19 protein-coding genes, 2 pseudogenes and 1 riboswitch are annotated in these 23,863 nt (G+C 66.1%); of the genes and pseudogenes, 12 read left to right on the top strand and 9 right to left on the bottom strand.

Annotated elements, in window-relative coordinates; translation table 11 throughout:
- Nucleotides 1-9: 9 nt before the first annotated feature.
- Nucleotides 10-1,491 (bottom strand): lipopolysaccharide biosynthesis protein, encoded by a 1,482-nt coding sequence (locus QU595_RS18375; protein WP_315924570.1) that lies wholly within the window; start codon nt 1,489-1,491, stop codon nt 10-12.
- Between the two features lie 117 nt (nt 1,492-1,608).
- Between QU595_RS18375 and QU595_RS18370 the strand changes: the two genes are divergently transcribed.
- Together QU595_RS18370 and QU595_RS18365 are read left to right on the top strand one after the other, a co-directional pair.
- Nucleotides 1,609-2,568, top strand: a complete 960-nt coding sequence (locus QU595_RS18370; RefSeq protein WP_315924568.1) for a glycosyltransferase family 2 protein — start codon at nt 1,609-1,611, stop codon at nt 2,566-2,568.
- Between the two features lie 10 nt (nt 2,569-2,578).
- A complete protein-coding gene (locus QU595_RS18365) occupies nt 2,579-3,529 on the top strand; it encodes a polysaccharide pyruvyl transferase family protein (RefSeq protein ID WP_315924566.1) in 951 nt (316 codons plus the stop codon).
- Here the strand turns inward: QU595_RS18365 and QU595_RS18360 are convergent.
- Together QU595_RS18360 and QU595_RS18355 are read right to left on the bottom strand one after the other, a co-directional pair.
- On the bottom strand, nt 3,520-4,527 hold the full coding sequence (locus tag QU595_RS18360) for a glycosyltransferase family 2 protein (protein ID WP_315924564.1): 1,008 nt from the start codon (nt 4,525-4,527) through the stop codon (nt 3,520-3,522). The genes QU595_RS18365 and QU595_RS18360 overlap by 10 nt on opposite strands.
- 173 nt (nt 4,528-4,700) lie before the next feature.
- Nucleotides 4,701-4,994 carry an exopolysaccharide production repressor protein gene (locus QU595_RS18355; protein ID WP_315924562.1) on the bottom strand — a complete coding sequence of 98 codons (294 nt, stop codon included), beginning with the start codon at nt 4,992-4,994 and terminating at the stop codon, nt 4,701-4,703.
- A 621-nt stretch (nt 4,995-5,615) separates the two neighbouring features.
- Between QU595_RS18355 and QU595_RS18350 the strand changes: the two genes are divergently transcribed.
- Genes QU595_RS18350 through QU595_RS18340 form a run of 3 tightly spaced genes read left to right on the top strand, consistent with a single transcriptional unit; the run spans nt 5,616 to nt 8,980 of the window.
- Nucleotides 5,616-6,293: a sugar transferase gene (locus QU595_RS18350; protein ID WP_315924560.1), complete on the top strand. Its 678-nt coding sequence runs from the start codon at nt 5,616-5,618 to the stop codon at nt 6,291-6,293.
- Between the two features lie 48 nt (nt 6,294-6,341).
- Nucleotides 6,342-7,619 (top strand): polysaccharide biosynthesis/export family protein, encoded by a 1,278-nt coding sequence (locus QU595_RS18345; protein WP_315924558.1) that lies wholly within the window; start codon nt 6,342-6,344, stop codon nt 7,617-7,619.
- Nucleotides 7,620-7,675: 56 nt separating this feature from the next.
- Nucleotides 7,676-8,980 carry an O-antigen ligase gene (locus tag QU595_RS18340; RefSeq protein ID WP_315924556.1) on the top strand — a complete coding sequence of 435 codons (1,305 nt, stop codon included), beginning with the start codon at nt 7,676-7,678 and terminating at the stop codon, nt 8,978-8,980.
- 185 nt (nt 8,981-9,165) lie between these two features.
- Here QU595_RS18340 and QU595_RS18335 read toward each other — a convergent pair whose 3' ends face one another.
- On the bottom strand, nt 9,166-10,977 hold the full coding sequence (locus QU595_RS18335) for an ABC-F family ATP-binding cassette domain-containing protein (RefSeq protein WP_315924554.1): 1,812 nt from the start codon (nt 10,975-10,977) through the stop codon (nt 9,166-9,168).
- Nucleotides 10,978-11,062: 85 nt separating this feature from the next.
- Nucleotides 11,063-11,698: a thiamine diphosphokinase gene (locus tag QU595_RS18330; RefSeq protein ID WP_315924552.1), complete on the bottom strand. Its 636-nt coding sequence runs from the start codon at nt 11,696-11,698 to the stop codon at nt 11,063-11,065.
- 150 nt (nt 11,699-11,848) lie between these two features.
- Nucleotides 11,849-11,961: riboswitch (TPP riboswitch) on the top strand.
- Nucleotides 11,962-12,000: 39 nt separating this feature from the next.
- Here QU595_RS18330 and thiB point away from each other — a divergent pair.
- From thiB to QU595_RS18310, 4 genes are all read left to right on the top strand, one after another.
- Entirely contained in the window at nt 12,001-13,002 is a 1,002-nt protein-coding gene (gene thiB / locus QU595_RS18325) for a thiamine ABC transporter substrate binding subunit (RefSeq protein WP_315924550.1), read from the top strand.
- Between the two features lie 171 nt (nt 13,003-13,173).
- Entirely contained in the window at nt 13,174-14,784 is a 1,611-nt protein-coding gene (thiP, locus tag QU595_RS18320) for a thiamine/thiamine pyrophosphate ABC transporter permease (RefSeq protein ID WP_315925674.1), read from the top strand.
- Entirely contained in the window at nt 14,781-15,566 is a 786-nt protein-coding gene (thiQ, locus tag QU595_RS18315; RefSeq protein ID WP_315924548.1) for a thiamine ABC transporter ATP-binding protein, read from the top strand. The genes thiP and thiQ overlap by 4 nt, the downstream gene beginning before the upstream one ends.
- A 165-nt stretch (nt 15,567-15,731) precedes the next feature.
- Nucleotides 15,732-17,201 (top strand): M48 family metalloprotease, encoded by a 1,470-nt coding sequence (locus QU595_RS18310; protein WP_315925672.1) that lies wholly within the window; start codon nt 15,732-15,734, stop codon nt 17,199-17,201.
- A gap of 15 nt (nt 17,202-17,216) precedes the next feature.
- Here QU595_RS18310 and QU595_RS18305 read toward each other — a convergent pair whose 3' ends face one another.
- The 3 genes from QU595_RS18305 to QU595_RS18295 are packed head-to-tail and all read right to left on the bottom strand — an operon-like array spanning nt 17,217 to nt 20,102.
- Complete coding sequence (locus QU595_RS18305) at nt 17,217-18,290, bottom strand: ABC transporter ATP-binding protein (RefSeq protein WP_315925670.1); 1,074 nt, start codon at nt 18,288-18,290, stop codon at nt 17,217-17,219.
- Nucleotides 18,291-18,345: 55 nt separating this feature from the next.
- Nucleotides 18,346-19,185 (bottom strand): ABC transporter permease, encoded by an 840-nt coding sequence (locus QU595_RS18300; protein WP_315924546.1) that lies wholly within the window; start codon nt 19,183-19,185, stop codon nt 18,346-18,348.
- Nucleotides 19,182-20,102 carry an ABC transporter permease gene (locus tag QU595_RS18295; RefSeq protein ID WP_315924544.1) on the bottom strand — a complete coding sequence of 307 codons (921 nt, stop codon included), beginning with the start codon at nt 20,100-20,102 and terminating at the stop codon, nt 19,182-19,184. The genes QU595_RS18300 and QU595_RS18295 overlap by 4 nt, the downstream gene beginning before the upstream one ends.
- A 78-nt stretch (nt 20,103-20,180) precedes the next feature.
- On the opposite strand from QU595_RS18295, the gene QU595_RS18290 reads away from it, so the two are divergent.
- From QU595_RS18290 to QU595_RS18280, 3 genes and pseudogenes are all read left to right on the top strand, one after another.
- Nucleotides 20,181-20,399, top strand: coding sequence for a hypothetical protein (locus QU595_RS18290; RefSeq protein WP_315924542.1), 219 nt, complete (start codon nt 20,181-20,183; stop codon nt 20,397-20,399).
- Between the two features lie 101 nt (nt 20,400-20,500).
- On the top strand, nt 20,501-21,922 hold the full coding sequence (locus tag QU595_RS18285) for an aminotransferase (protein ID WP_315924540.1): 1,422 nt from the start codon (nt 20,501-20,503) through the stop codon (nt 21,920-21,922).
- 173 nt (nt 21,923-22,095) lie between these two features.
- Nucleotides 22,096-23,086, top strand: a pseudogene (locus QU595_RS18280) (D-alanine--D-alanine ligase family protein).
- A gap of 49 nt (nt 23,087-23,135) precedes the next feature.
- On the opposite strand, the pseudogene QU595_RS18275 reads toward QU595_RS18280, so the two are convergent.
- Nucleotides 23,136-23,750, bottom strand: a pseudogene (locus QU595_RS18275) (IS630 family transposase); the annotation flags it as partial.
- Nucleotides 23,751-23,863: the final 113 nt, after the last annotated feature.

The raw sequence follows: 23,863 nt of genomic DNA, 5'->3' as shown, positions 1-23,863 counted from the left end.
TATCCGCGCTCAAGCCACCCGCGCCTTCCTTTCCTGCACCAGCTCCAGCAGCTTGCGCAGCAGATCGCGCTCGGTGAGAAGCAGCAGCAGCCCGTAGATGGCGGCTCCGGCCGCAGCCCCCACCGCCACCTGCGCCACCGCATTCCACCAGACGCCGCCCGGCAGCCCGGCCTTGACGTGCTCCAGCAGGAAGCGCACCGCCATGGCCATGATGACCGAGGCGATCATCGGCCGCGTCGTCACGTAGAAGCTGGACAGGAACGCGGTGTTGTTGGTGCGGAACACGGCCCACGAATAGAACACCAGCGTCACGGCGTTGGCCACGCACAGCCAGACCATCGCGGCGACGAGACCGCCGGTCATCACGCCGTAGCTGACGAAGCCATAGACCAGCGCGGCGCGCAGCATGGCCACCCACCACAGCACGTTCGAGCGCCCTGCTCCCTTCAGGAACGGCACATAGGTGCTGCATGGCGACATGATGCCCTTGGAGATGGCGAGCAGGCCGAGCACCGGCCAGGCATGCGCCCATTGCGACCCGAAGATCAGGAACATGCCGGGTTCCGCCACCGCCCACAGGCCGAACATCAGCGGCGCCAGCACGACGGTGGTGACCTGCGTGCTCAGCATCAGCGCGTCCGAGCGCCGGCGCGCATCGTCGCTCATATGGCTGAAGACCGGGAACAGCACGCCCATCAGCCCGGCCAGCAGCACCTGATTCGGGATGCTGGAAAAGCGGTTGGCCGCCGAATAGGCGCCGGCGTCCGCAAGCCCGAGATAGCGCGACACCACCACCAGCGGCGACTGGAAGGTGATGAAATTGAAGATTTCCGAGCCCATGATGCCGAGGCTGTATTTGGTCAGCGCGCCGACCTTGGCGAACGACAGCATCGGCTTCGGCCGATAGCCGGTGGCGTAGAACAGGCCGCCCAGCCGCACCAGGGCGGAGACGAACAGCTGCGCCACCAGCGACCAGACGCCGAAGCCGAGCAGGGCCAGGACCACGGCCGTGACCGCGCCGACCGATTCGGAAAACACGCTCCAGGCCGCGTCCTTGCTGAAGGCCATGCGCCGCGCCAGCAGCGAATAGGCGACGTCGCCGCACAGTTGCAGCGGCACCAGGAAGGCCATGACCCGCAGGAGATAGGCCGCCTCCTCCGCGCCCAGCCAGCCGGCGAAAGGCAGCGCCCATATATAGATGCAGGCCGACATCGCCACCGCGACGGCGAGATTGACCCAGAACACGGAGTGCACCGTCTCCTCGTCCTCCTCCTTCTCGAGCACGAGGGAGGCGGAAAGGCCGGCGCTGCCGATCATGGAGAGAAACATCACCACGGTCTGCGCGACCGCCACCACGCCGAATTCCTGCGGCGACAGGATACGCGCCAGGATCGGGACGGTGACAAACTTCAGCCCGAATGTGCTGGTCTTGGAGAGCACGCTCCAGCCGACATTGTTTGTCACGGTTTTGAGATTAACTGCTGTCGGCATGGACGGGCGCCGTTCCTTTCGAGATCGGACTCTGTTCGTCAGCGAGCCCTGCGGGGGGCACCGACCGGATTTCATCGGGCCCTTGGCGGCCCCCTAGACTCCTGAAGGCGCGAAAAAATGACGAAGTGCACAGTCATCATTCCTTATTACCAGCGAGAGCCCGGAATCCTGGCCCGCGCGCTCCGCTCCGTGTTTGCCCAAACCCATCCGGATTTCGGGATCGTCGTCGTCGACGACAGTTCGCCTTTGCCCGCCGAAAACGATCTCCAGGATTTTTCCGCCGAAGAACGGGCGCGGATTACGCTTATAAAACAACCGAATGCAGGTCCCGGCGGGGCGCGCAACATGGGATTGGACCATGTGCCGGCCGACAGCGCCTATGCGGCCTTCCTCGATTCCGACGACGAGTGGACGCCCCATCATCTCGCCAACGCGGTGACCGCCCTGTCACTTTTTGATGCAGACTGTTATTGGGCGTCGATCAAGGGGGGCGAAGCGTTCTACTACCATTTCGGCGTCGCCGATCTCGCGGCCACCACCGAGACGGTCCGCCTTGCCGACGACCCGCCCCTGGTCGAGATACCGGACCTTGCCGGCACGATGCTCAGGAACTGGAGCTTCATGCACCTGTCCTGCATGGTCATCGGCGAGGCGCTGTTCCGCAGGATCCGCTTCGAGGCCGCGCTGCGGCTGGCGGCCGAGGACGTGCTGTTCTTCTACGATTGCGTGCGCAATGCGCGCCGCACTGTGCTTTCCGAAGCGATCGGCGCGGTGCGCGGCGAAGGCATCAACATCTTCCACGGCATGGGCGCCGATTCGCCTCTGTTCCTGAAGCAGCAGTTCAACACCTGGGTCGCGCTGGACCATCTCGAGAGCCGCTTCCCGCACAAGGCGGCCGACCGCGCTTCGATAGAGGCCTACAAGCAGACGGCGCGCAACCAGGCGCTGTGGGGACAGGCGCGTCTGGTGAAGGCGCGCAAGGCGCCGCAGTTCAGGCAACTGGCGCAATGGGCATGGCGAGACCCTAAGATATTGCGCAGCGCGGTCCAGCTCGCCGTCGGCAAGATCTCCAGATAGGAGGAGCGACATGCAACCTTTCTACTGGGAATCCGCGCACGGCAATTTCGGCGACGACCTCAATCTCTGGCTTTGGGATTTCCTCCTGCCGGGGTTGCGGGAAGTCCGCAGCGACGTGCTGCTGGTCGGCGTCGGCACAGTGCTGAACACCGCGCTTTTGCCGGATGGCGGGAAAAAACTCGTCATCGGCAGCGGATTCGGCTACGGCAGCGCGCCCGACCTTTCCGACGCCGGCGAATGGGACGTGCGGGCTTTGCGCGGACCGCTGACGGCACGCAAACTCGGTTTCGACGAGAAGAAGTTCGGCATCGTCGATCCCGCCGTGATGGTGGCCGACATGCCGGAATTCCGGAACCTGCCGAAGAACGGCGGCGCTGTGTTCGTGCCGCATTGGGAATCGACGGTCGGCGGCATCTGGCCGACGGTGTGCCAGGACGCGGGCCTCGGCTATGTCGACCCTTGCGGGGAGGCCAAGGCGGTGATCCGGGCGATCGCGCAGGCCGAACTGGTGGTCGCCGAATCGATGCACGCCGCTATCCTCGCCGACGCCTTCCGCGTGCCCTGGGTCGCGGTGACGACCTCGCAAAGCATCAACAGCTTCAAATGGCAGGACTGGGCGGCCTCGCTCGGCGTGCACTACCGGCCCCGGCAGATTCCGATCTCGTCGCGCGCCGAGGCGATCACCAAGGGCGGCCGCTTCTGGGGCATCAGCTTCGAGGCCCGCCGGCTTGAAGCGAACGGCCCGGACAGCAGCGAACCGGCGGACACGCTGGTGATGGCCAGGCCGGAGCCAAGGTCTGCGCTGCGCTCGGCAGCGAAGAAGGTTCTGGCCGCGCCCTCCATCCTGGCGCTGCGGCAGGCGCGCAAGGCTGCGCCGCAGCTCAGCGCCGACAGCGCGCTGGGCGAAAAGAAGGATCGTCTGCGCGACGTGCTTGCCGGCGTGCGCCGGGATTATTTCTGAGCGCCGACCCGGGCCGCGAGCAGGTAGCGGGGCGGCATCGGACCTGGTTCGGCCTTGGCGCCTCGCTTGTTGCGGAAGGCTTCCAGCTTGTCCGCGCCGATCCCGCAGGCGATGGCCGGCAGGGCGGCCGGGCGCATCAGCGCCCCGAACCCGGCGCGGATGAACCCGGCTTCGGCCTTGCGGTCGAGGAAATGGCGAAGCTCGTAGCGGGCGCGCACATGGCTTTCATGGCGGCGCAGCACGGCTTTCGCCTGCGGCGGCACCTCGCCCGAGGCCAGCATCGCCCGGTCGGCCTCGTAGAGGCGCTTCAAATCCTGCGTCCGGTGGCGGCCGCTCAGCGAATTCGCGCGCACCACCGCGCCATAGCCGCAGCCATGGACGATCTTGTAGCGCGCGCCTTTCAGCAGCGCCCGCGCATAGAGATCGTAGTCCTCACCCAGGCGCAGGCCTTCGTCGTAGCGCAGGCCGTGCCGGTCGAGAAAGGCGCGCCGCATGACCGGCTTCAGGAAACCGATCTCCCCGCGTGAAGCGCCGCGCCGGGAGATGTTGCCTTCGACGAAGCCTGCCATGTCGAGGAAGCGGGGCGCGGCCTCGAAGCGCGGCACGGCCGGTTCGGCGTGCGATGCGATGCGCTCGTCTATGAAGACGATGTTGTCGGCGACGAAATCCCAGTCCTCGCCGTCGAGCAGGGTGTCGAAGCGGCCGCGCAGGTAGAAATCGTCGGCGTCCAGAATGGCGATGAGCGGCGCTTTCGTGCCGGCGATGGCCCTGTTTCGCGCATGGGCGGGGCCCTGGTTGCGGTCCAGCCTGACGATGGCGAGGCGTCCGCTGCCGTCGTCGGCGGCAAGCGACCTTTCGCAGGTGGCATCGCTCGATTCGTCGTCGACGACGACGACTTCGCTGACGCGCGCCTCGCGCAAGGCCGAACCGACCGCCCTGCCGATCGTGGCCTCGGCGTTCCTGGCAGCGATGATGACGCAGACTGTGGGCGATTCCATACCGGGTTCCGCTTGCTGGATTCCAAATCGGCCGCTCTTTTGCGACCAAGGCTCTGCCCCATGATGCCCATGTTGCCGGCCGCAAGCCGCGACCGGCCCCCGCGCTTTGTCAGCTTCGGAAGGCGATTTGATGACAGGGAGTGTTCCGCAACGCGGGCCGCCGGTCTGGCCGGTCAGGGCAGCGTCGAGCGACCCACGCCGGGCAAGGGCGCGGCCTTGCCCTCGGCCTTGGCATCCTCCGCAACGGCTCCGCCGTCGTTGCGGGTCGTCGCGCCGCTCCGCTTTCCGGGCGCGCCGGAACGCCAGACCAGGAAAAGAATCGCCACAAAATAGCCGAGTTGGATCAGCACGGCGCAAATCACGGTATTGACGAAAGTCGTCCAGAACGATTGCGTAATCGCATAGGTCGCTATGGCAAAAGCGGCCAGCGCGATCACAAAGCCCCTGAGGAACAGCAGGAAGGACATCCTATTCCTTCGCGCTGTTCATATGTCGCGTGGTTCGAAATCCCTCACGCAAGATCAGACTCCCGCCAAAGCGGGCATAGATTACATCCATGTCCCGACGCTTCCGGACTCTCCATTTTCAGAGCCTGAAGCCTCGGTTCCGCAATCGCCCGCACACCACCAAATATAAGAATTTAGGCAACACTGCGCAACACGGCCTTAAGCGTGATGCGACTGCCGCTTTAACCATGCACAGGCTGCGGATAGACCTGTCCACAGGTTCCGAAAACACTTGGCGACGCTCGCGCTCAAAGTGACCGCATGGTTTTCGAGGATTTCTACTGAAATGCAGTTCTCCGCATATTTTTGAATTCAATAATTCAAATTTTGCTCTTACTAAATCTAGACAGAGGCTGTTGCAGTTAAATCACACATGTAAAATGTATAATTGATTTATGTTACAGAATAGTACTCGCATATACGCTTGCAAAAACTCGAATTATTTCTAATTGTTACAAAATATGACCAAGTCGCGATTGGCGCGACCGATTTTCATCACAGACGTGACATATCCAGCACCCTATTGTTCGCGTGCTGCATTGCAGCATCAAATCACGAGACTATTTTGCGGAGCAGCATGAAATGAGGTACGCCGCCAGATTGGCCAACAGATTCTCGGCCCGATCGCAGAACGAGGCCCCCCCTGCGATAGGAGGTTCGTTCAAGCGTGGCTTCGACATCGCCAGTGCGCTCGCCGGCATTGTGGTGCTCAGCCCGCTGCTGCTTATGCTCGCGGCGCTGGTGAAGCTCTCCGACGGCGGCAGCGTGATCTACGGGCACCGCCGCGTCGGCCGGAACGGCAATGTGTTCCGGTGCTGGAAATTCCGCACCATGGTCGAGAACGGCGATGAGGTCCTGGCCGCGTATCTGGCGGCCAACCCCTCCGAGCGCGAGGAATGGAACGCCACCCGCAAGCTGCAGAACGATCCGCGCGTCACCCGCGTGGGAGCGGTGCTGCGCAAGCTTTCGCTGGACGAGCTGCCGCAGATCGTCAACATCCTGCGCGGCGAGATGAGCTTTGTCGGCCCGCGCCCCGTGGTGAAGGACGAACTCGAGCTTTACGGCAATGCGGCGCCTTTTTATCTGCGTTCCCGCCCCGGTCTTACCGGCCTGTGGCAGGTCAGCGGCCGTAACGACGTGTCCTATGGCACCCGCGTCGCCTTCGACCGCTACTATGTCGAGAACTGGTCGTTCACATCCGACATCAAGATCCTGGTGCTGACCGTTCCGGCCGTGTTCTCCTCGCGCGGCAGCTACTGACCGGCTGCGCCCGCCCGCGTCCGCGTGTCGAAAAAGGATGGCAGACATTTGAAGACCTCCCTCGCAATCGGTCCCGCCCCGATCTTCGTCCGCTCCCTTCTGGGCGCGGTTTTGCTCCTGATGGCGACGTTCGTGGCGGCAGCCCAGGCAAGCGACTACCAGCTCGACACGATGGACAAGCTGCGCATCCGCGTCGCCGAATGGCAGAGCGCCGAAGGCGCGGTGCGCGACTGGGCGACGCTCAACGGCGACTACGTCGTCGGCCCTTCGGGCGACATCTCCATGCCCTTTGCCGGCCAGCTCGTCGCCCGCGGCAAGACCGCCGCGGAACTGGCTGCCGAGATCGGCGAGCAGCTCCAGCAGAAGCTCGGCCTGCCCGACCGTCCCGAAGCGTCGGTCGAGATCGCCGAGTTCCGTCCGGTCTTCATTGCCGGCGACGTCCAGAATCCCGGTAAATATCCCTACGATCCCCAGCTCACGGTCCTGAAGGCCTTCAGCCTCGCCGGCGGCTTGCGCCGGTCCGAGGGCGCCGGAGCCGGCGCGCCGCGCGACTTCATCAACGCGCAAGGCAATTACGACGTCCTGGTGGCGCAGCGGAACGGCCTTTTGGCGCGGCGCGCGCGCCTGGTCGCGGAAGCCGAGAACAAGCCCGAGATCGAGTTCCCGGACGAATTGCGCAAGACGGACGCCGGACGCAAGCTGATCACCGACGAGACGGCGTTGATGGCGGCGCGCGAAAAGCGGCTGCGGCTGCAGCTTTCCGGCCTCGACGACCTGAAGAAGCTGCTGCAATCCGAGATCGAATCGCTGCAGCAGAAGATCGCTACCCAGAACCGGCAGCTCGACCTTTCGCGCACGGAATTGAAGAGCCTCGGCAATCTTCAGGAGAAGGGCCTTGTCGTGAATCAGCGTATCCTGACGCTGGAGCAGAGCAATGCCGAGCTCGAGGGCAAGATCCTCGACATGGAGACGGCGAGCCTGCGCGCCAAGCAGGACATCGCCAAGGCCACGCAGGACGCGACCAGCCTGCAGAACGACCGCGACACCGAGGTCGCGCAGACCCGCCAGCAGACCGAGTCCGACCTCAACGAACTCAACGTCAAGATGGGCATGTATTCCGGCCTGATGACGGAGGCGCTGGACCGGGCGCCGGAGGCGGCGGCAAGCGCGAACTCCGGCTCAGCGCCGGCAGTGCATTTCAAGATCGTGCGCAGCGCAGACGGTAAGTCCTCGGAAATGGATGCCGAGGAAGGCACCGCCGTGCTTCCCGGCGACGTGGTCAAGGTCGAGGTCGCCGCGCCCGCAGCGCGCGTGAACTCCAACTGAGGCACACGCGGTGAAGGGGTCCGGCCTGGCCGCGCCCCTTCGTCGAGAGCGACGAGATGAAGATCCCCAAGGCCCTCCTGGTCGATCCCGACCGCAATTTCTGGTACGGCTCAGCCGCCGTCGCGCTCTCCATCTTCGTCTTCGCCTATTCCACCCGCTTCGGTCAGGTTTCGATCCTCGCCTACTATGCCTGCTGGCTGCCGCTCGTGCTGGTCGACCACCGGCGCGTCCTGGATCGCTACTGGCGTTTTCTCTGGGTGATCGCCTTCGCCGTCTTCGCCTGCCTGTCGGTCTTCTGGTCGGCCGCGCCGTCCATCACGTTGCGCGCCGCGATCCAGCTCCTGTCGCATGTGATCTGCGCCCTGATCGCCGCGCGCACGGTCGGCATCCGCACGATGAGCGTCGGCGCCATGGCCGGCATCCTCGTCGTCCTGCTCTATTCGCTGATGGTCGGGCAGTACGACTTCGACCCGCTCGACGGAACCTACAGCTTCGTCGGCGCCTTTTCCTCCAAGAACCAGGTCGGTCTGTTTTCCTCGCTCGGCATCTTCTTCGGCTTCGCAGCGCTTTTTGCCCTGCGTGAACGCGGGCTGGTGCGGATTCTGGCCGCGGTCTGCGCCACCTTGTCCGCGGTAACGCTGGTCAAGGCGCAGTCCGCCACCTCGGTGCTGGCGCTGGTGGCCACGCTCGCCGTGCTCTTCTGTCTCAAATTCGCCATGTGGTTCTCGCCGTCCACCCGCAAGGGCGCCCTGATAGCCGGCTTCATGGTGACGCTGGTGCTGGTCTTCGCAGCCGCCAATATGGGCGCCTTCGATCTCGTGCTTGGCGCCTTCGGCAAGGATTCCACCCTCACCGGGCGAACCTATCTGTGGAGCCAGGGCCTGGCGGCCTCGGCCGACGCGCCCGTCTTCGGCGTCGGCTACCAGGCCTATTGGGTGCAGGGGTTTTCCGAAGCCGAGCGGTTGTGGGACGAATTCTACATCGGCTCGCGCGCCGGCTTCCACTTCCACAACACCTATATCGAGGTGCTGGTGGAGCTGGGCGTCGTGGGCGTCCTGCTGATCGCGCTGCTGATGATCCGCATCCCCTTCGGCCTGCTGCGGCGCTTCGCAGGTGCCCGGAAAGACCCGGCATCCCTCATCGCCTTCGGCATCGCCACGATGTTTTTGGTACGGTCCTTCGTGGAGGTGGACGTCATCACGCCCTACGTCGTCGGCAGCTTCCTGTTTTATTACGTCGCCGGGCTGCTGGCCGTGCCGCAGCGCGACCGCCAACCTGCGGAACCGTACCTGGCGCGATGGCGCCGCGTGGCGCAAAACGGAGCCGGCGGCATGGAGGGGTCGGCCTTTTACCGTCCGTAGGCCGGCCTTCTGCCCTTCGGGCGTTCAAGTCCTTCGAAACGTCCACCGGACGTTCCGATTTGCCCGAAGGCAAACCGGACTTTCACCGTTCGTCGTTCCACTCCTGCCCTCGGCTATGGCCTCGGGCGTTCGTCGTTCGAAAAGCCCATTCAGGGGCTTTTCGTCGGCCACAGGCCGACCACTCCTCACCCCTCCAGCTCTTCCCTAAGCATCTCCAGCTCCAGCCATTCCTCCTCGAGCGCAGCCAGCGTCACCCGTTCCCTGTCGAGCGCGGCGATGGTCTTCTGAAAACCCGCGGGGTCGCGCTCGTAATAGGCGGGATCGGCGATCGCGTCCTCCAGCCGCGCGATGGAGGCCGTCACCGCCTCGATCTTCTTCGGCAGCGCCTCCAGCGCGAATTTCTGCTTGTAGGAGAGTTTTTTCGACGGCTCCTTCGGCCGCGAGGCCGGCGCCGCCGGGCCCTCGGAACCGGCCGCCTTGTCGCGGGTCTTGCGCTCCTCCAGCCGCTTGCCGCCTCGCTGGGCCAGCATGTCGGAATAGCCGCCGGCATATTCCACCCAGCGCCCGCCTCCGTCCGGCGCGATCACGCTGGTCACGGTGCGGTCGAGGAAATCACGGTCGTGGCTGACCAGCAGCACGGTGCCGGCGAAGCCCGCGACCAGTTCCTGCAACAGGTCCAGCGTCTCCATGTCGAGATCGTTGGTCGGCTCGTCCAGCACCAGCAGGTTCGCCGGCCGGGCCAGCACGCGCGCCAGCAGCAGCCTGGCCCGCTCCCCGCCGGAAAGCTCGCGCACCGGCGTGCGCGCCTGCTCCGGCTTGAACAGGAAGTCCTTCATATACGAGACGACATGGCGCTGCTCGCCGTTGATGACCAGGTTCTCGCCGCGCCCGTCGGTGAGATAGTGCGCCAGCGTCTCGTCGGGATGGGCCGCCTCGCGCTTCTGGTCGAGCGTGGCGATTTCCAGGTTGACGCCGAGCCGCACCGTGCCCGCATCCGGCGCCAGCTCACCTGTCAGCATCTTGAGCAATGTCGTCTTGCCGGCGCCATTCGGGCCCACCAGGCCGACACGGTCGCCGCGCTGGATGCGCGTGGAAAAACCCTTCACGATAGAATTGTCGCCGAAGCTCCTGTCGATCGCCTTGGCCTCGATCACCAGCTTTCCGGACTCCGCGGCATCGCTTGCCACCAGACTGGCGGTGCCCTCCGCGCCGCGGTGGCTACGGAAGCGCTGGCGCATGGCCTGCAATTCGCCCAGCCTCCGCATGTTGCGCTTGCGCCGCGCGGTGACGCCGTAGCGCAGCCAATGCTCCTCGCGTACGATCTGGCGGCCGAGCTTGTGCTGCTCGCGCTCCTCCTCCTCCAGCACCTGGTCGCGCCATTCCTCGAAATGCGCGAAGCCCCTGTCCAGCCGCCGCGTGCGGCCCCGGTCCAGCCACACCGTCGAACGCGAGACGCGTTCCAGGAAGCGGCGGTCGTGCGAGATGACGACGAGCGCCGACGAGGTGCGGATCAGCTCCTCCTCCAGCCATTCGATGACGGAGAGGTCGAGGTGGTTGGTGGGCTCGTCGAGCAGCAATATATCAGGCTCCGGCGCCATCACGCGGGCAAGCGCGGCCCGCCGCGCCTCGCCGCCGGAAAGGTCCGTCGGACGCTCCTCCCCCGTCAGTTCCAGATGCTCCAGCAGATAGGTGGCGCGGTGCGGATCGTCCGCCGGCCCAAGCCCGGCCTCGACATAGGCGCGCACGCTGTCGAAGCCTTCCATGTCCGGCATCTGCGGCAGGTAGCGCACCGTGGCCGAAGGCTGGCGGAACATCTCGCCGTCCTGCGGCTCGACCAGACCGGCGGCGATCTTGAGCAGCGTCGACTTGCCGGAGCCGTTGCGGCCGACCAGCGCGATCTTGTCGCCCGGCCCGGCGGCCAGATCGGCACCGTCGAGCAACGGCGTGCCGCCGAAGGTCAGCTTGATGCCGGCAAGGTTGAGGAGCGGAGGGGCCATGTCAGTTACGCGTTTCCCGGTGACTTATGATAGGCGTTCGTTTTCATTTGATATATCAATTGATATATCAGATTGTACGCGGCACTCATGCTCGCGAGGGATGGGCAAGCAGCAAGGCCCGGCCATGGCCGAGCCCGATCTCCAGCCGGCCGCGCACCTCGTTGGAAAGGGTGAGCGAGGAGCCGAACGGGACTTCGACGTTCGCGAGCGGCCACTTCGCCCCCTGAACGGTGAGGCCGGAAAGCCCGGAAAACGCCAGCACGGAAAACAGCGTCCCGTCTTCATAGTCGAAGGCGGCCCGGCCCGGCAGCAGCGGCACGCCCTCCTGCGCGCCGCTGGTCAGCAGCACCGTGGTTCCGGCCTCGGCAAGCCGCAGCGCCAGCGCCATGTGCAGAAAGGCATGGTCCGCCCGCGCGCCGCCGAAGGCACCCGCCAACACCAGCGAGGTCGCGCCCTGCTCCAGCGCGGCGGTCACGGCCAGTTCGCCGTCGGTCATGTCCTTCTCCGCCGGGAATTTCCGCTGCGGGACGATGGCGAGGCTGGCCGGAAGATCCGGCGGCGCGGAATCGAAATCGCCCACCCAGAGCTCCGGCGTCACGCCGAACTGCAAGGCATGGAGGATGCCGGAATCGGCGGCGATGACGCGGCTGCCGGCGATCTGGCGGTCGAGGCGGGGCGTGCGCGCGAGGTCGCCGCCGAGCAGGAGGGTGAAACGGCTCATGGCCTCGCCTTACCAGTCCGGTCGGCCAAACGGAAGGCCGCGCCTCGGGCGCGGCCCGCTCGCCTGCGCAAAGGCTGCCTTGCAGGCCCTGCAGCGCGCCCGCGCCGCAAACTTAGCTTGCGCGGCACCGCGGCCCGCCCTATGTGTCCGGATGCTCTAACGGGGTGCCGGACGCTGCGCGCGGACCGGCTGAGAGGCGTGATCGCCAACCCGCTGAACCTGATCCGGTTTGTACCGGCGGAGGGATTAGACGTTCGGAAACCCGGCGCCTCAATTCCCGCAACACCTGCAAGGAGGCGCCGATGCGCAAGATACTGTCGTTCCTGCTTCCCGCCCTGGCGCTGGCCGCCACGGCCCTGCCGGCCGCGGCGAAGGACAAACTCACCGTCTACACCTATGAAAGCTTCACCGCCGACTGGGGCCCCGGCCCGGTGGTGAAGAAGAATTTCGAGGCTGCGTGCGACTGCGAGGTCGATTTCGTCTCCGTCGCCGATGGCGTCGCGCTGCTCAACCGCGTCAAGCTCGAGGGCAAGGCGACCAAGGCCGACGTGGTGCTCGGCCTCGACACCAACCTGACCGCCGACGCCAGGGCGAGCGGCCTTTTCGTGCCGCATGGCAAGGTTGGAGAGGTCAACGTGCCCGGCGGGTGGAACGACGCCATCTTCGTGCCTTTCGACTACGGTTATTTCGCCGTCGTCTACGACACCGAGAAGCTCAAGAACCCGCCGAAAAGCCTGAAGGAACTGGTCGAGGGCGACCCGAGCCAGAAGATCGCCATCCAGGACCCGCGCACCTCCACGCCGGGCCTCGGCCTGCTCCTGTGGGTCAAGTCGGTCTATGGCGACAAGGCCGCGGACGCCTGGGCCAAGCTCAAGGGCCGGGTGCTCACCGTCACGCCCGGCTGGAGCGAGGCCTACGGCCTGTTCACCAAGGGCGAGGCGCCGATGGTGCTGTCCTACACCACCTCGCCGGCCTACCACATGGTCGAGGAAAAGACCGATCGCTACCAGGCCGCCTCCTTCGAGGAAGGCCACTATCTTCAGGTCGAGGTCGCCGGCATCACCACCACCGGCGCGAAGAACCCGCTGGCGCAGAAGTTCCTGGCCTTCATGACCGGGCCCGACTTCCAGGACGCCGTTCCCGAAACCAACTGGATGTTCCCCGCCGGCAAGACCGACAAGCCGCTCAATCCGGCCTTCGACAAGCTCGTGAAGCCCGCCAAGACGCTCATCTTCAGCCCCGAGGAGGTCGAGAAGAACCGCAAGGCCTGGGTGGACGAATGGCTGTCCGTCATGAGCAAATAGAAGGATTGCCAGGGTGATCGCCGGCCTTGACCCCGCTCTGGCCTACCGGCCAACGGCCGCACGGCTTCCGCCAATCACCGGAGCAGTGGGATGGGTAGCGGCCGCGAAGCTGCCGATCTCCCCCCTTGAGGGGGAGATGGCCGGCAGGCCAGAGGGGGGTGCCCGGTAGTGATGGCCTCTCCCGATTTCCGCATCTTTGCCGGCATCCTTGCCCTCGCCTTCATCGGCCTGCTGATCGGCGGCGCCTTCGCCGGCCTCGCCGCCGAAGGAGCAGGAGATTTCGGCAGCGCGGCGCTTGCCTTCGACGCCTATCTGTTGCGTGTCGCGCGCTTCACGCTGTGGCAGGCGGCGCTTTCCACCATACTGTCGGTCCTGCCCGCACTGCTGGTGGCGCGGGCGCTGTCGCGCCACCCGCGCTTTCCCGGCCGCGAGTTCGTGCTTCAGCTCTTCGCCGTGCCGCTGGCCCTGCCCGCCATCGTCGCGGCGCTCGGCGTCCTGGCGCTCTATGGCAACGCCGGCTACTTCACCGGCATTTTCGGTAGCCTGTCGGGCGGCGCCTGGCCCGGCATCTATGGCCTGTCGGGCATCCTCATCGCGCATGTCTTCTTCAACATGCCGCTGGCCACGCGCCTGTTCCTGGAAGCCCTGCAGACCATCCCGGCCGACCAGTGGCGGTTGGCCAGCCAGCTTGGCATGGACGCCCGCTCGGCTTTCCGGCTGGTCGAATGGCCGGCGCTGCGGCAGTCCCTGCCGGGCGTCGCCGGGCTGGTGTTCATGCTGTGCATCACCTCCTTCACCATCGTGCTGACGCTGGGAGGGGGCCCCGCCGCCTCGACGCTGGAAGTGGCCATCTACCAGGCCCTGCGCTTCGACTTCGACCCCGCGCGGGCAGTGACGCTGACCCTGCTTCAGGTGGCACTCACCGCCGTCGTCGTCATCGCGCTCGCCAGGCTCGGCGCCAACACGACCGGCGACGCCAACCTGCCGGTGGCGCCGCGCCGATATCTGTCGCCCGGCCGCGCCGAAACCATCATGAACGCGGTCCTCATCATGCTGGCGCTGGTCTTCGTCGCGGGTCCGATGGCGGCGACCGTCGCGGCCGGCCTCCAGGCAGACCTCGCACGGCTGGCGGCGGAGAGTTCGGTCCGGCAGGCGACCCTCACCAGCATCGTGCTGGCCTTCCTGTCGGCCCTGCTGGCGGCCGCCCTTGCGCTCTCCCTGGCAATGGCGCGCCGCGCCCTTGCGCTCGGCCGGGGTCTTCGCCGCAGGACGCTTCTGGAAACGCTGACCGACACCGGCGCGGGCTTCGTGCTGGTGGTGCCTCCCATCGTCGTCGGCGCGGGCTGGTTCATGCTTCTGCGCCATTTCGGCGACGTCTTTGCGGTTGCCCCCGTCATGGTCGTGGCCGTCAATGCCGTGATGGCCGTGCCCTTCGCCATCCGGGCCGTACGCCCTGCCTATGACGCGTCCAGCGAGCGGCACGAGCGGTTGTGCGCGCAACTCGGCATTGCCGGCTGGACGCGGCTGCGCCTGATCGACTGGCCGGGGCTGAAACGCCCGCTCGCCACCGCCTTCGCCTTCGCCATGGCACTCTCGCTCGGCGATCTCGGCGTCATCGCGCTGTTCGGCAGCGATTCCGTGCAGACATTGCCCTATCTGCTGTTGGCGCGCATGGGCAGCTATCGCACGGCCGACGCCGCCGGGCTGGCGCTGCTGCTCGGCGCCGTGTGTCTGGCGCTGACGCTCGCCGCCGGGCGGCTGGGAAGGGAACGGCCCGCATGAACGACCTGCAAGCCAGCGGCATTGCGAGGAATACGGCAGGACTGCCGGTCCGGCTGGACGACGTGCGCTTCCGCTATGGCGACGCCGAATTCGTCTACGACGCCGACTTCCCGGCCGCAGAGATCACGGCGGTGATGGGCGCCAGCGGCTCCGGCAAATCCACGCTGCTCAACCTCGTCGCCGGTTTCGAAGCGCCGGCCGCCGGCCGCGTCCTGATCGGCGGCGCCGACGTCACCGCCACGCCGCCCGCGCAACGGCCGGTGTCGATGGTGTTCCAGGAAAACAACCTGTTCGCGCACCTGACGCTGGCGCAGAATGTCGGCCTCGGCCGTTCTCCTTCGCTGAAATTGTCGCACGAGGACCGCAGGGCGATAGCCGATGCGCTCGCCCGCACCGGCCTCGGCGGCAAGGAGCAGCGCCTGCCGCGCGAACTCTCCGGCGGCGAGCGCCAGCGCGTGGCGCTTGCCCGCGTGCTGGTGCGCGAGCGGCCGGTGCTGCTGCTGGACGAGCCCTTCGCCTCGCTCGGCCCGGCCTTGCGCGACGATATGCTGGACCTGCTGGACAATTTGCAGGCCGAGCGGCGCATGACGGTGCTTTTCGTCACCCACCAGCCACGGGATGCCCGCCGCATCGCCCATCGCGTCGTGTTCCTCGAGGACGGCAAGGTGGCGGCTTCCGGCTCGGCCGCCGACTTCTTCACCGGCACTGGACCCGAGGCATTCCGGCGCTATATCGGCAACAATGAGGACGTATCACGCGATGTTGCCCGCAAGCGGACATAATTTACGGTCAAACCCCCATCCCGGATCGGGGCGCTTGCTTGCCATGCAGGGTTGAGTGTGGCTGCTTTCGATTTGAAAAGCGCGAGATCGACTCAACCGCCGGCTGATTCGCCGCAACGACGCTGAAAGGAAGCCGACCTGTCGACGGCCCGCAACACCGCCGCACTGAAGACGCTGGCGCGCGCTTTCGCGCTGGCGGCGCTCGCCCTGTCGCTTGCCGCCTGCCAGTCGATGCTGCCCGGCAGCCTTGAGGAATCCAGCTTCCAGCCTTCCGACAAGCCGGTGACGGTGGACAGCGTCACCGCCAACAACAAGCTGGCCGAACTGGCCCGCGCGCAGCACCCGCGCATCCTCGCCACCTATGGCGGCGAATATTCCGATCCCAAGCTGGAGCGCATGGTCGCCAAGGTGGTCGGCAACCTGACCACGGTCTCGGCCAATCCCACGCAGGCCTACCGCATCACCATCCTGAACTCGCCCAACGTCAACGCCTTCGCGCTGCCGGGCGGCTATCTCTACATCACCCGCGGGCTTTTGGCTCTGGCCAACGATTCCTCCGAGGTGGCGGCCGTCATCGCGCACGAGATGGGCCATGTCACCGCCAATCACGGACTGGCCAGGCAGAAGCTGGAGGCCGAGGAAGGGCTCGCCACCAAGGTTGTCTCCGACATCCTCGGCGACAGTCCGACGGCGCGGGCGGCCTTGATCCGCAACAAGCTGCGGCTGGCGCAGTTCTCCCGCAACCAGGAACTGGAAGCCGACGCCATCGGCATCAAGTCGGTCGGTGAAGCCGGCTACGATCCCTATGCCGCCGCGCGTTTCCTGCAATCCATGTCGGCCTATACCGATTTCCGTTCCATCAGCGGCGCCACCGACGCCAGCCTGGACTTCCTCGCCACGCATCCCAACACGCCGCAGCGCATCGAGTTGGCCCAGCGCCACGCGCGCCAGTTCGGCCAGCCCGGCGTCGGCACCCGCGACCGCGATTCCTTCCTGGCCGGCATCGACGGCATTCTCTACGGCGACACCGCCGAGGAAGGCTATGTGCGCGGCAACGTCTTCCTGCATCCGAGGCTCGGCATCACCTTCTCCGTGCCCGAGGGCTTCGTGATCGACAATTCCGCCGCCGCCGTCACGGCGGCCGGGCCGGGCGACATGGCCGTGCGCTTCGACGGCGTCTCGCTCGACAAGGGCCGCTCGCTGACCGACTACATCCGCAGCGGCTGGGTGACCGGGCTGGACGACGCCAGCGTGCGCCAGGAGACGATCAACGGCAACGAGGCCGCCGTCGCCAGCGCCCGCGCCGACAACTGGCAGTTCGACATCACCGTCATCCGCGCCGGCGACCAGGTCTACCGGCTGCTCACCGCGGCGCCCGCATCCAGCACCGCGCTGGCTTCCGTGGCGCGCGCCGTCAGCGGCTCCTTCCACGTTCTCACGCCCCAGGAAAAGGCGGCGCTGAAGCCGCTGCGCATCCGCGTCGTCACCGTCAAACCCGGCCAGAACATCGGCACGCTGTCGGCCATGATGGTGGGCGTGGACCGCAAGCTCGACCTGTTCCGCGTGCTGAACGCGCTTGCCCCCGGCGCGACGGTATCGGCCGGCGACAAGGTCAAGATCATCACGGACAAATAGGGCGTTGCCGGCCGCTCAATCGGCCAGCGCCACCAGCGCGTCGGGATCGTAGGCCAGCCGGATCGGCGCGCCGACCGGGATGTCGTCGGCGCCGAAATCGTTGGTCTCGGTCACCGACAGCGGCTTTTCCAGCCCCGGTATGTCGACGATCAGATGGGTGATCTCGCCGAAATAGTGGCGCTCCATGACCTTGCCGGCCACCTGGAACTCCGACGTCTCGTCGTCCCAGAGCAGGCGCAGGCGTTCGGGCCGGATGCCGAGCGTCGCTGCCGGCCCGCCGCGGGCGAAACCGGCCGGCTTCCGGGTCCGCACCCGGCCGAAGCCGAGCGTGTCGACGGTGAGCGTCGAGCCGTTCTCCTCCACGATCTCGGCACGGACGAAATTCATGCCGCCGAGGAAGTCGGCCACCTGCCGGTTGACCGGGCGCTGGTAGATCTCCTTCGGCGACGCCACCTGCGCGATGCGGCCGCCGAACATGACGGCGATGCGGTCGGACATGGCCAGCGCCTCATACTGGTCGTGCGTGACCAGGATGAAGGTGATGCCGACGGCCTGCTGCAGCCGGCGCAGTTCCACCTGCATCTGCTCGCGCAGCTTCTTGTCCAGCGCCGACAGCGGCTCGTCCAGCAAAAGCACCTTCGGCCGCATGACCAGCGCGCGCGCCAGCGCCACGCGTTGCCGTTGCCCGCCGGAAAGCTCGGTCGCGCCGCGCTTGCCCAGACCGGACAGCGACACCTGCGCCAGCGCCTCCTCGACCCTGCGCTTCTCCTCCGTGGCGCCGAGCTTCAGCCGCTTCAGCCCATAGGCGACGTTCTGCTCGACATTGAGATGCGGGAAGATGGCGTAGCTCTGGAACACCATGTTGGTGGGGCGCCGGTTGGCCGGGATGCCGTCCATCGGCTGTCCGTCGACGGTGATCGAGCCGCTGGTCGGCGTGTCGAAGCCGGCGATCATGCGCAGCAAGGTGGTCTTGCCGCAGCCGGACGGCCCGAGCAGCGAGAAGAATTCGCCTTCGTTGATGGTCAGGTTGGCGTCGTCCAGCGCCTTGAAGGCACCGTAGCTGCGCGTCACCTCGCGGATCTCGATCATCGGCCGGCCGGACCGGCCAGGTCCGGCGTGTCCAACATGATCGGGCCCGGCACGGTCAGCCATGGAGGACTCCTTCGGATTGCGTGCGCCGGGCGGCGCGGCGGCGCAGGATTTCGGCGATCGACAAGAGCAGGAACGAACCGATCAGCAGCAGCGTGCCGAGCGCCAGCACGCCGGGCAGCTTCGCGGCGAAGCGCAACTGCCCCCAGATGTAGATCGGCAGCGTCGCTTCCGTGCCGGTGAGGAAGAAGGCGATGATGAATTCGTCCAGCGAGATGGTGAAGGACACCAGCAGGCTGGAGATGATGGCCGGCGCCACCATCGGCAGCGTCACCCGCCGAAAGGTTCCGAAGGCGCTTTCGCCGAGATCGGCGGAGGCTTCCTCCAGGCTGCGGTCGAAGCCTTCGAAGCCGGAGGTCAGCACCGTCATCGAATAGGGGATGCAGACCAGCACATGGCCGAGCACGACGGTGAACAGCGACAGGCTGAGCCCCAGTTGCAGCAACACCAGCAGCATGGAGATGGCCACGATCACCTCCGGCAGCACCAGCGGCGCCATGATCAGGCCGGCGATCGGCCGGCGCCCGGGGAAGCGGTAGCGTGTGATCGCCCGCGCCGCCAATATGCCGAACACGGTGGACAGGACGGAGGCGGAGACGCCGACGATCAGGCTGTTCCAGGCCGCATCGAGCAGTTCGGGCGTATGCGGCAGGCCCTCGTACCATTTGAACGTATAGCCGGAGAGCGGGAATTTCGGCGTCGCCGCGGTGTTGATCGAGAAGATCGGCAGGAACAGCACCGGCAGGTAGAGGAAGACGACATAGGCCAGCGCGTAAGCGGACAGCCAGCTTCCGCCGGGCAGCAGGCGTTTGAGGCCGCGGCCGCGCGCGCTCATCTTGCCAGCCTCGCGGCGGAGCGGATGATGAAGACGGCCGCGCCCGCCATCAGGCTGACCACGATCATGGTGGTCACCGAAAGCGCCGCGCCGAGCGGCCAGTTGGCCGCCTTGCCGAACTGCGCCTGAATGGCGTTGGCGATCATCACGCCGTCCTTGCCGCCGACCAGCTTGGGCGTGACGTAGTCGCCCACGGTCGGAATCATGACGATGAGCAGCGCCGAGACGATTCCGGGCGCCGAAAGCGGCAGCGTCACGCGCAGGAAGGAACGCAGCGGCCCGTCGCCGAGATCGGTCGCCGCCTCGACCAGCGTGCGGTCGACCTTCTCCAGCGACACGAAGATCGGCAGGATGGCGAACGCCGCCCAGGCATGGGTGAGCGTGATGATGACGGCGCTTGAATTATAGAGCAGCGCCGTGGACGGTTCGCTGGTGATGCCGAGCCCCATCAGCGCCGAATTGAGCACGCCGTTGTAGCCGAGGATCACCTTCCACGACATGACCCTGAGCAGGTAGCTGGTCCAGAACGGGATGGTGATGAGGAACAGCCACAGCCCCTTGTGGCGTCCGCCGTGGAAGGAAATGAAATAGGCGATCGGATAGGCCAGCACCACCGTGAACAGGCTGACCGTCAGCGAGATGTAGAGCGAACGCCAGAGCAGGTCGCGGTAGATCGGTTCGGTCAGCGCGGCGCGGTAATTGTCCAGCGTGAAGCTGTGGTCGACGGTGAGATAGTGCTGGCTCCAGAAGGAATAGGCGATCACCACCAGGATCGGCGCCACCAGAAGCACCAGCGCATAGAGGAGAGTGGGGCTGATCAGAGCCAGGCCCTGGAAGGATTCCGATTGCAGAAAAGCCTGTCTGCTGCGGCCGCGGCCGGCGGCGAGAGCGGGAGACCGTTCCGCAGCGGCCGTCATTGTTCGAACCCGCGCCGCCCTGAACCCCGCAGCGGGGTCCCGGATCTCGGTTCGGTCGCTGGCCCGGGTCGTCCCGCCATGCTGCCTTCCCATTTTGAGGCCGCGCCGGTCCCCAGGCGTGCCCTCGCGCCGGAGCCGCCCGGCTGCGGCGGCCGCCGGCACCCGGAGGGTGCGAAAGACCGCAGGTTCCTGCCGGCGTTCTGGCTTGCCGGCTTTCTGCATGATGAGCGCATTCACGGATTGAAATCAAGCGCTATTTCTGAGATATTGATTGAACAGACATTCAATATGATGTGAGAAATGCTCGCCGAAGAGCATGTTCCACAGCCGGCACGGGCAGGGTCGTCACGATCCAGAAGACATCCGGACCGGCGGAATTCGGACAGGAGATGCGAGCCATGGCGGCGGTAAAGAACCTGAAGGCGACGGAACAGGCGGCCGGACGCAGCGGCGGCGACGCCGTGTCGATGGCCGAGCGCCATCTGGTGCAGCCCTGGCCGGCCGCGGGCTCCGTCGGCGCGGAAGCCCGCACGCTGATCGGCGAAGGCGAAGGCATCTACATCATCGACGCCGACGGCAAGCGGCTCATCGACGGCCCCGCCGGCATGTGGTGCGTCAATGTCGGCCACCGCCGCAAGGAACTCGCCCAGGTCATGTACGACCAGGCGATGGAACTGTCCTACAACACGCCCTGGTATACGATGAGCACGCCTTCGGCGGAACTTGCCCGCCGTATCGCCGGGCACGCGCCGGGCGAACTCAGCCATGTGTTCCTCACCACCGGCGGCTCGTCGGCCGTCGAGACGGCGCTGCGCTTCATGCAGTTCTACAACAATGTGCGCGGCCGGCCGGAGAAGAAGCTGCTGCTGTCGCGCGGCGGCGCCTATCACGGCTCGACCTATCTGTCGGCCTCGCTGAACGGCCGCCCGCGCGACCGCGACTGGATGGACGGCGCCGACGCGCTGGTCGTCAAGCTCGGCTCGCCCGATCCCTTCCGCCGGCCGAATGGCATGAGCGTGGAAGCCTTCGGCGATGCACTGGTGGAGGAATTCCGCGCCACGGTGGAACGGGTCGGCGCCGACCGGATCGGCGCCTTCGTCGGCGAGCCGGTGCAGGCTTCCGGCGGCGTCGTTGTGCCGCCCGACGGCTATCTGAAGCGCATCCGCGAGATCTGCCGCGAAAACGATATCCTCTACATCTCCGACGAGGTCGTCACCGCCTTCGGGCGGCTGGGCCATGTCTTCGCCTCCGGCGACGTCTTCGGCATCGATCCGGACATGATCACCTTCGCCAAAGGCGTCACCTCGGGTTATTTCCCGCTCGGCGGCGTGGTCATCGCCGGCCGCCTGATGGAGGAACTGCGGCGCTCCAACCATCCCGACGCGGTGTTCTCGCACGGGTTGACCTACAGCAGCCATCCCGTCGGCTGCGCGGTGGCGCTGAAGAATCTCGACCTTCTGGAAGAAGGCGTGCTGGACCATGTGCGTACCGTCGCACCCTATTTCCAGGCCCGGCTGAAGACGCTGGAGGAACTGCCGCTGGTCGGCGAAGTGCGCGGTCTCGGCCTCATGGCCTGCGTGGAATGCGTCGCCGACCGCGAAAGCCGCAATCCCCTGCAACTGGACAAGGACGTCGGCAACCGCATCGACGCCCATTGCCAGGAACTCGGCCTGCTGGTGCGGCCGCTGATCAACATGTGCGTGATGTCGCCGCCGCTGACCATCACGAAAGAGCAGATCGACGAGATGGTGGCGATCCTGCGCGAGGGCATCTCGCGCACCATGGACGACCTGCGCCGGGAGGGCGTCTGGCAAGGCTGAGCGACAGCCGCCAGCCGGAAGGCCGGGTGCAACACGCCGCATTGGCCCCGGCATCGATCTGATCCAGTATCTCCTATACGAGCGTAGAGATTCACGGGAAGGATCGCATGGTCTCGAACAGGCTTCGCATTGCCGTGCTCTATGGCGGACGTTCCGCCGAGCATGACGTCTCGGTGCTGTCGGCAACCAATGTCATGCGGGCGTTGGACCCGGCCAAATACGATGCGGTTCCCGTCTTCGTCACCCGCGAGGGGCGTTGGCTGCTGGGCGGCTTCGACGAAGGCGTGCTGGCGAAGCCCGCCAGCGGCACCGAAATCTGCCTCGTTCCGGGCGGACAAGGGCGGATGGTGGCGATCGCAGCCGACGGTTCGCCTCGCGAGGCGGCGAAGATCGACATCCTGTTCCCTGTCCTGCATGGCTTGCACGGCGAGGACGGCGCGGCGCAGGGCCTGGCCGAGGTGGCGCGGGTCCCGCTTGCCGGCTGCGGCGTTCTCGGCTCCGCCACCGCGCTCGACAAGGACATCGCCAAGCGCTTGCTGAACGAAGCCGGCCTGCCCGCCGCCCGCTCGGCCACCATCCGCCAAGACGCCGTCCCGCCATTCGCGGAGTTGGAGCGCGCGCTTGGGCTGCCGCTGTTCGTCAAGCCCGCACGCCAGGGCTCGTCCGTCGGCGTCAGCAAGGTCGCGACCGCAAGCGAATACGAGGCGGCGCTGGCCGAGGGATTCCGGCACGACAGCAAGCTCCTCGCCGAGGAGTTCATAAGCGGCCGCGAAATCGAATGCGGCGTGCTGGAGGACGCGGACGGCGGGCTTTTCGTGTCCCGGCCGGGCGAGATCGTGCCCGCCGAAAGCCACGGCTTCTACAGCTACGACGCCAAATATATCGATGAAGACGGAGCGGCCCTGAAAGTGCCGGCGCAACTGCCCGAAGAGGTCGAAGGCAAGCTCCGCGCGATGGCGGCAAGGGCCTTCCGACGGCATGGCGCGCGTCGATTTCTTCGTGACGTCGGACATGCGCATTCTCGTCAACGAGTTGAACACCATCCCCGGCTTCACCGACATCAGCATGTATTCCAAGGCGATGGCGGCAAGCGGCGTCAGCTATCCCGAAATCATCGATCGGCTGGTGGCGCACGGGCTGGCGCGGGCGAACCGGTCGTCCTGACGGCCGGCATGGCCAGCCGGAAGGCGCCGGCCCTGCCGCCTAGAGCATTTCATGTTTTGACGGAAGCGTATCCGGCGTTCTTGAAGTAGTTGGCGCATTCGCCTGGTTCGATGGTTGAGACGAGGTTGCCGACGTGTCGCCACGTCTCTTCGATGGTTCGCTTTTGAGCGGCTCGCATCCAGTGTTTGATCTTTGCGAAGGCCTGCTCGATCGGATTGAGGTCGGGCGAATAGGGCGGCAGATACCAGAGCCGTGCGCCGGCCGCGCAGATGATCTGGCGAATGGCGGCCGCCTTGTGGGAGCCGAGATTGTCCATGACGACGATGTCGCCCGGTTCGAGCAGCGGTACGAGTTGCTGTTCGACATAGGCGCGGAAGCATTGGCCGTTGATCGGCCCGTCGAAGACGCACGGCGCCGTCAGCCGGTCGCAGCGCAGCGCGCCGAGGAAGGTCAGGGTTCGCCAGTGGCCGTGTGGAGCGAAGCCGCGCAGGCGCTTGCCTTTCGGCCCCCAGCCTCGCAGCGGCGCCATGTTGGTCTTGATCCAGGTCTCGTCGATGAAGACCAGGCGTTGCGGATCAAGACCGGACTGCCAGGAGCGCCAGCGCTGGCGTCGCCGTGCGATATCGGTGCGGGCCTGCTCAAGGGCGAACAGCGTTTTATGGGATGGCCCGCCCCTCCTGAGAAGCATCGGCTAGGATGCTGGTGCTGATTTGAGAGGAAGGAGCGAGCCATGAACATTGTGATCCTGGGGATCGATCTGGGCAAGAACCTGTGCAG

The organism is Mesorhizobium sp. SP-1A (genome assembly GCF_032460275.1).
In the GTDB taxonomy this organism is placed as follows: Bacteria; Pseudomonadota; Alphaproteobacteria; order Rhizobiales; family Rhizobiaceae; genus Mesorhizobium.
Note: the sequence above shows the minus strand (reverse complement) of the source record. Positions and strands in the feature narration are given on the sequence as shown.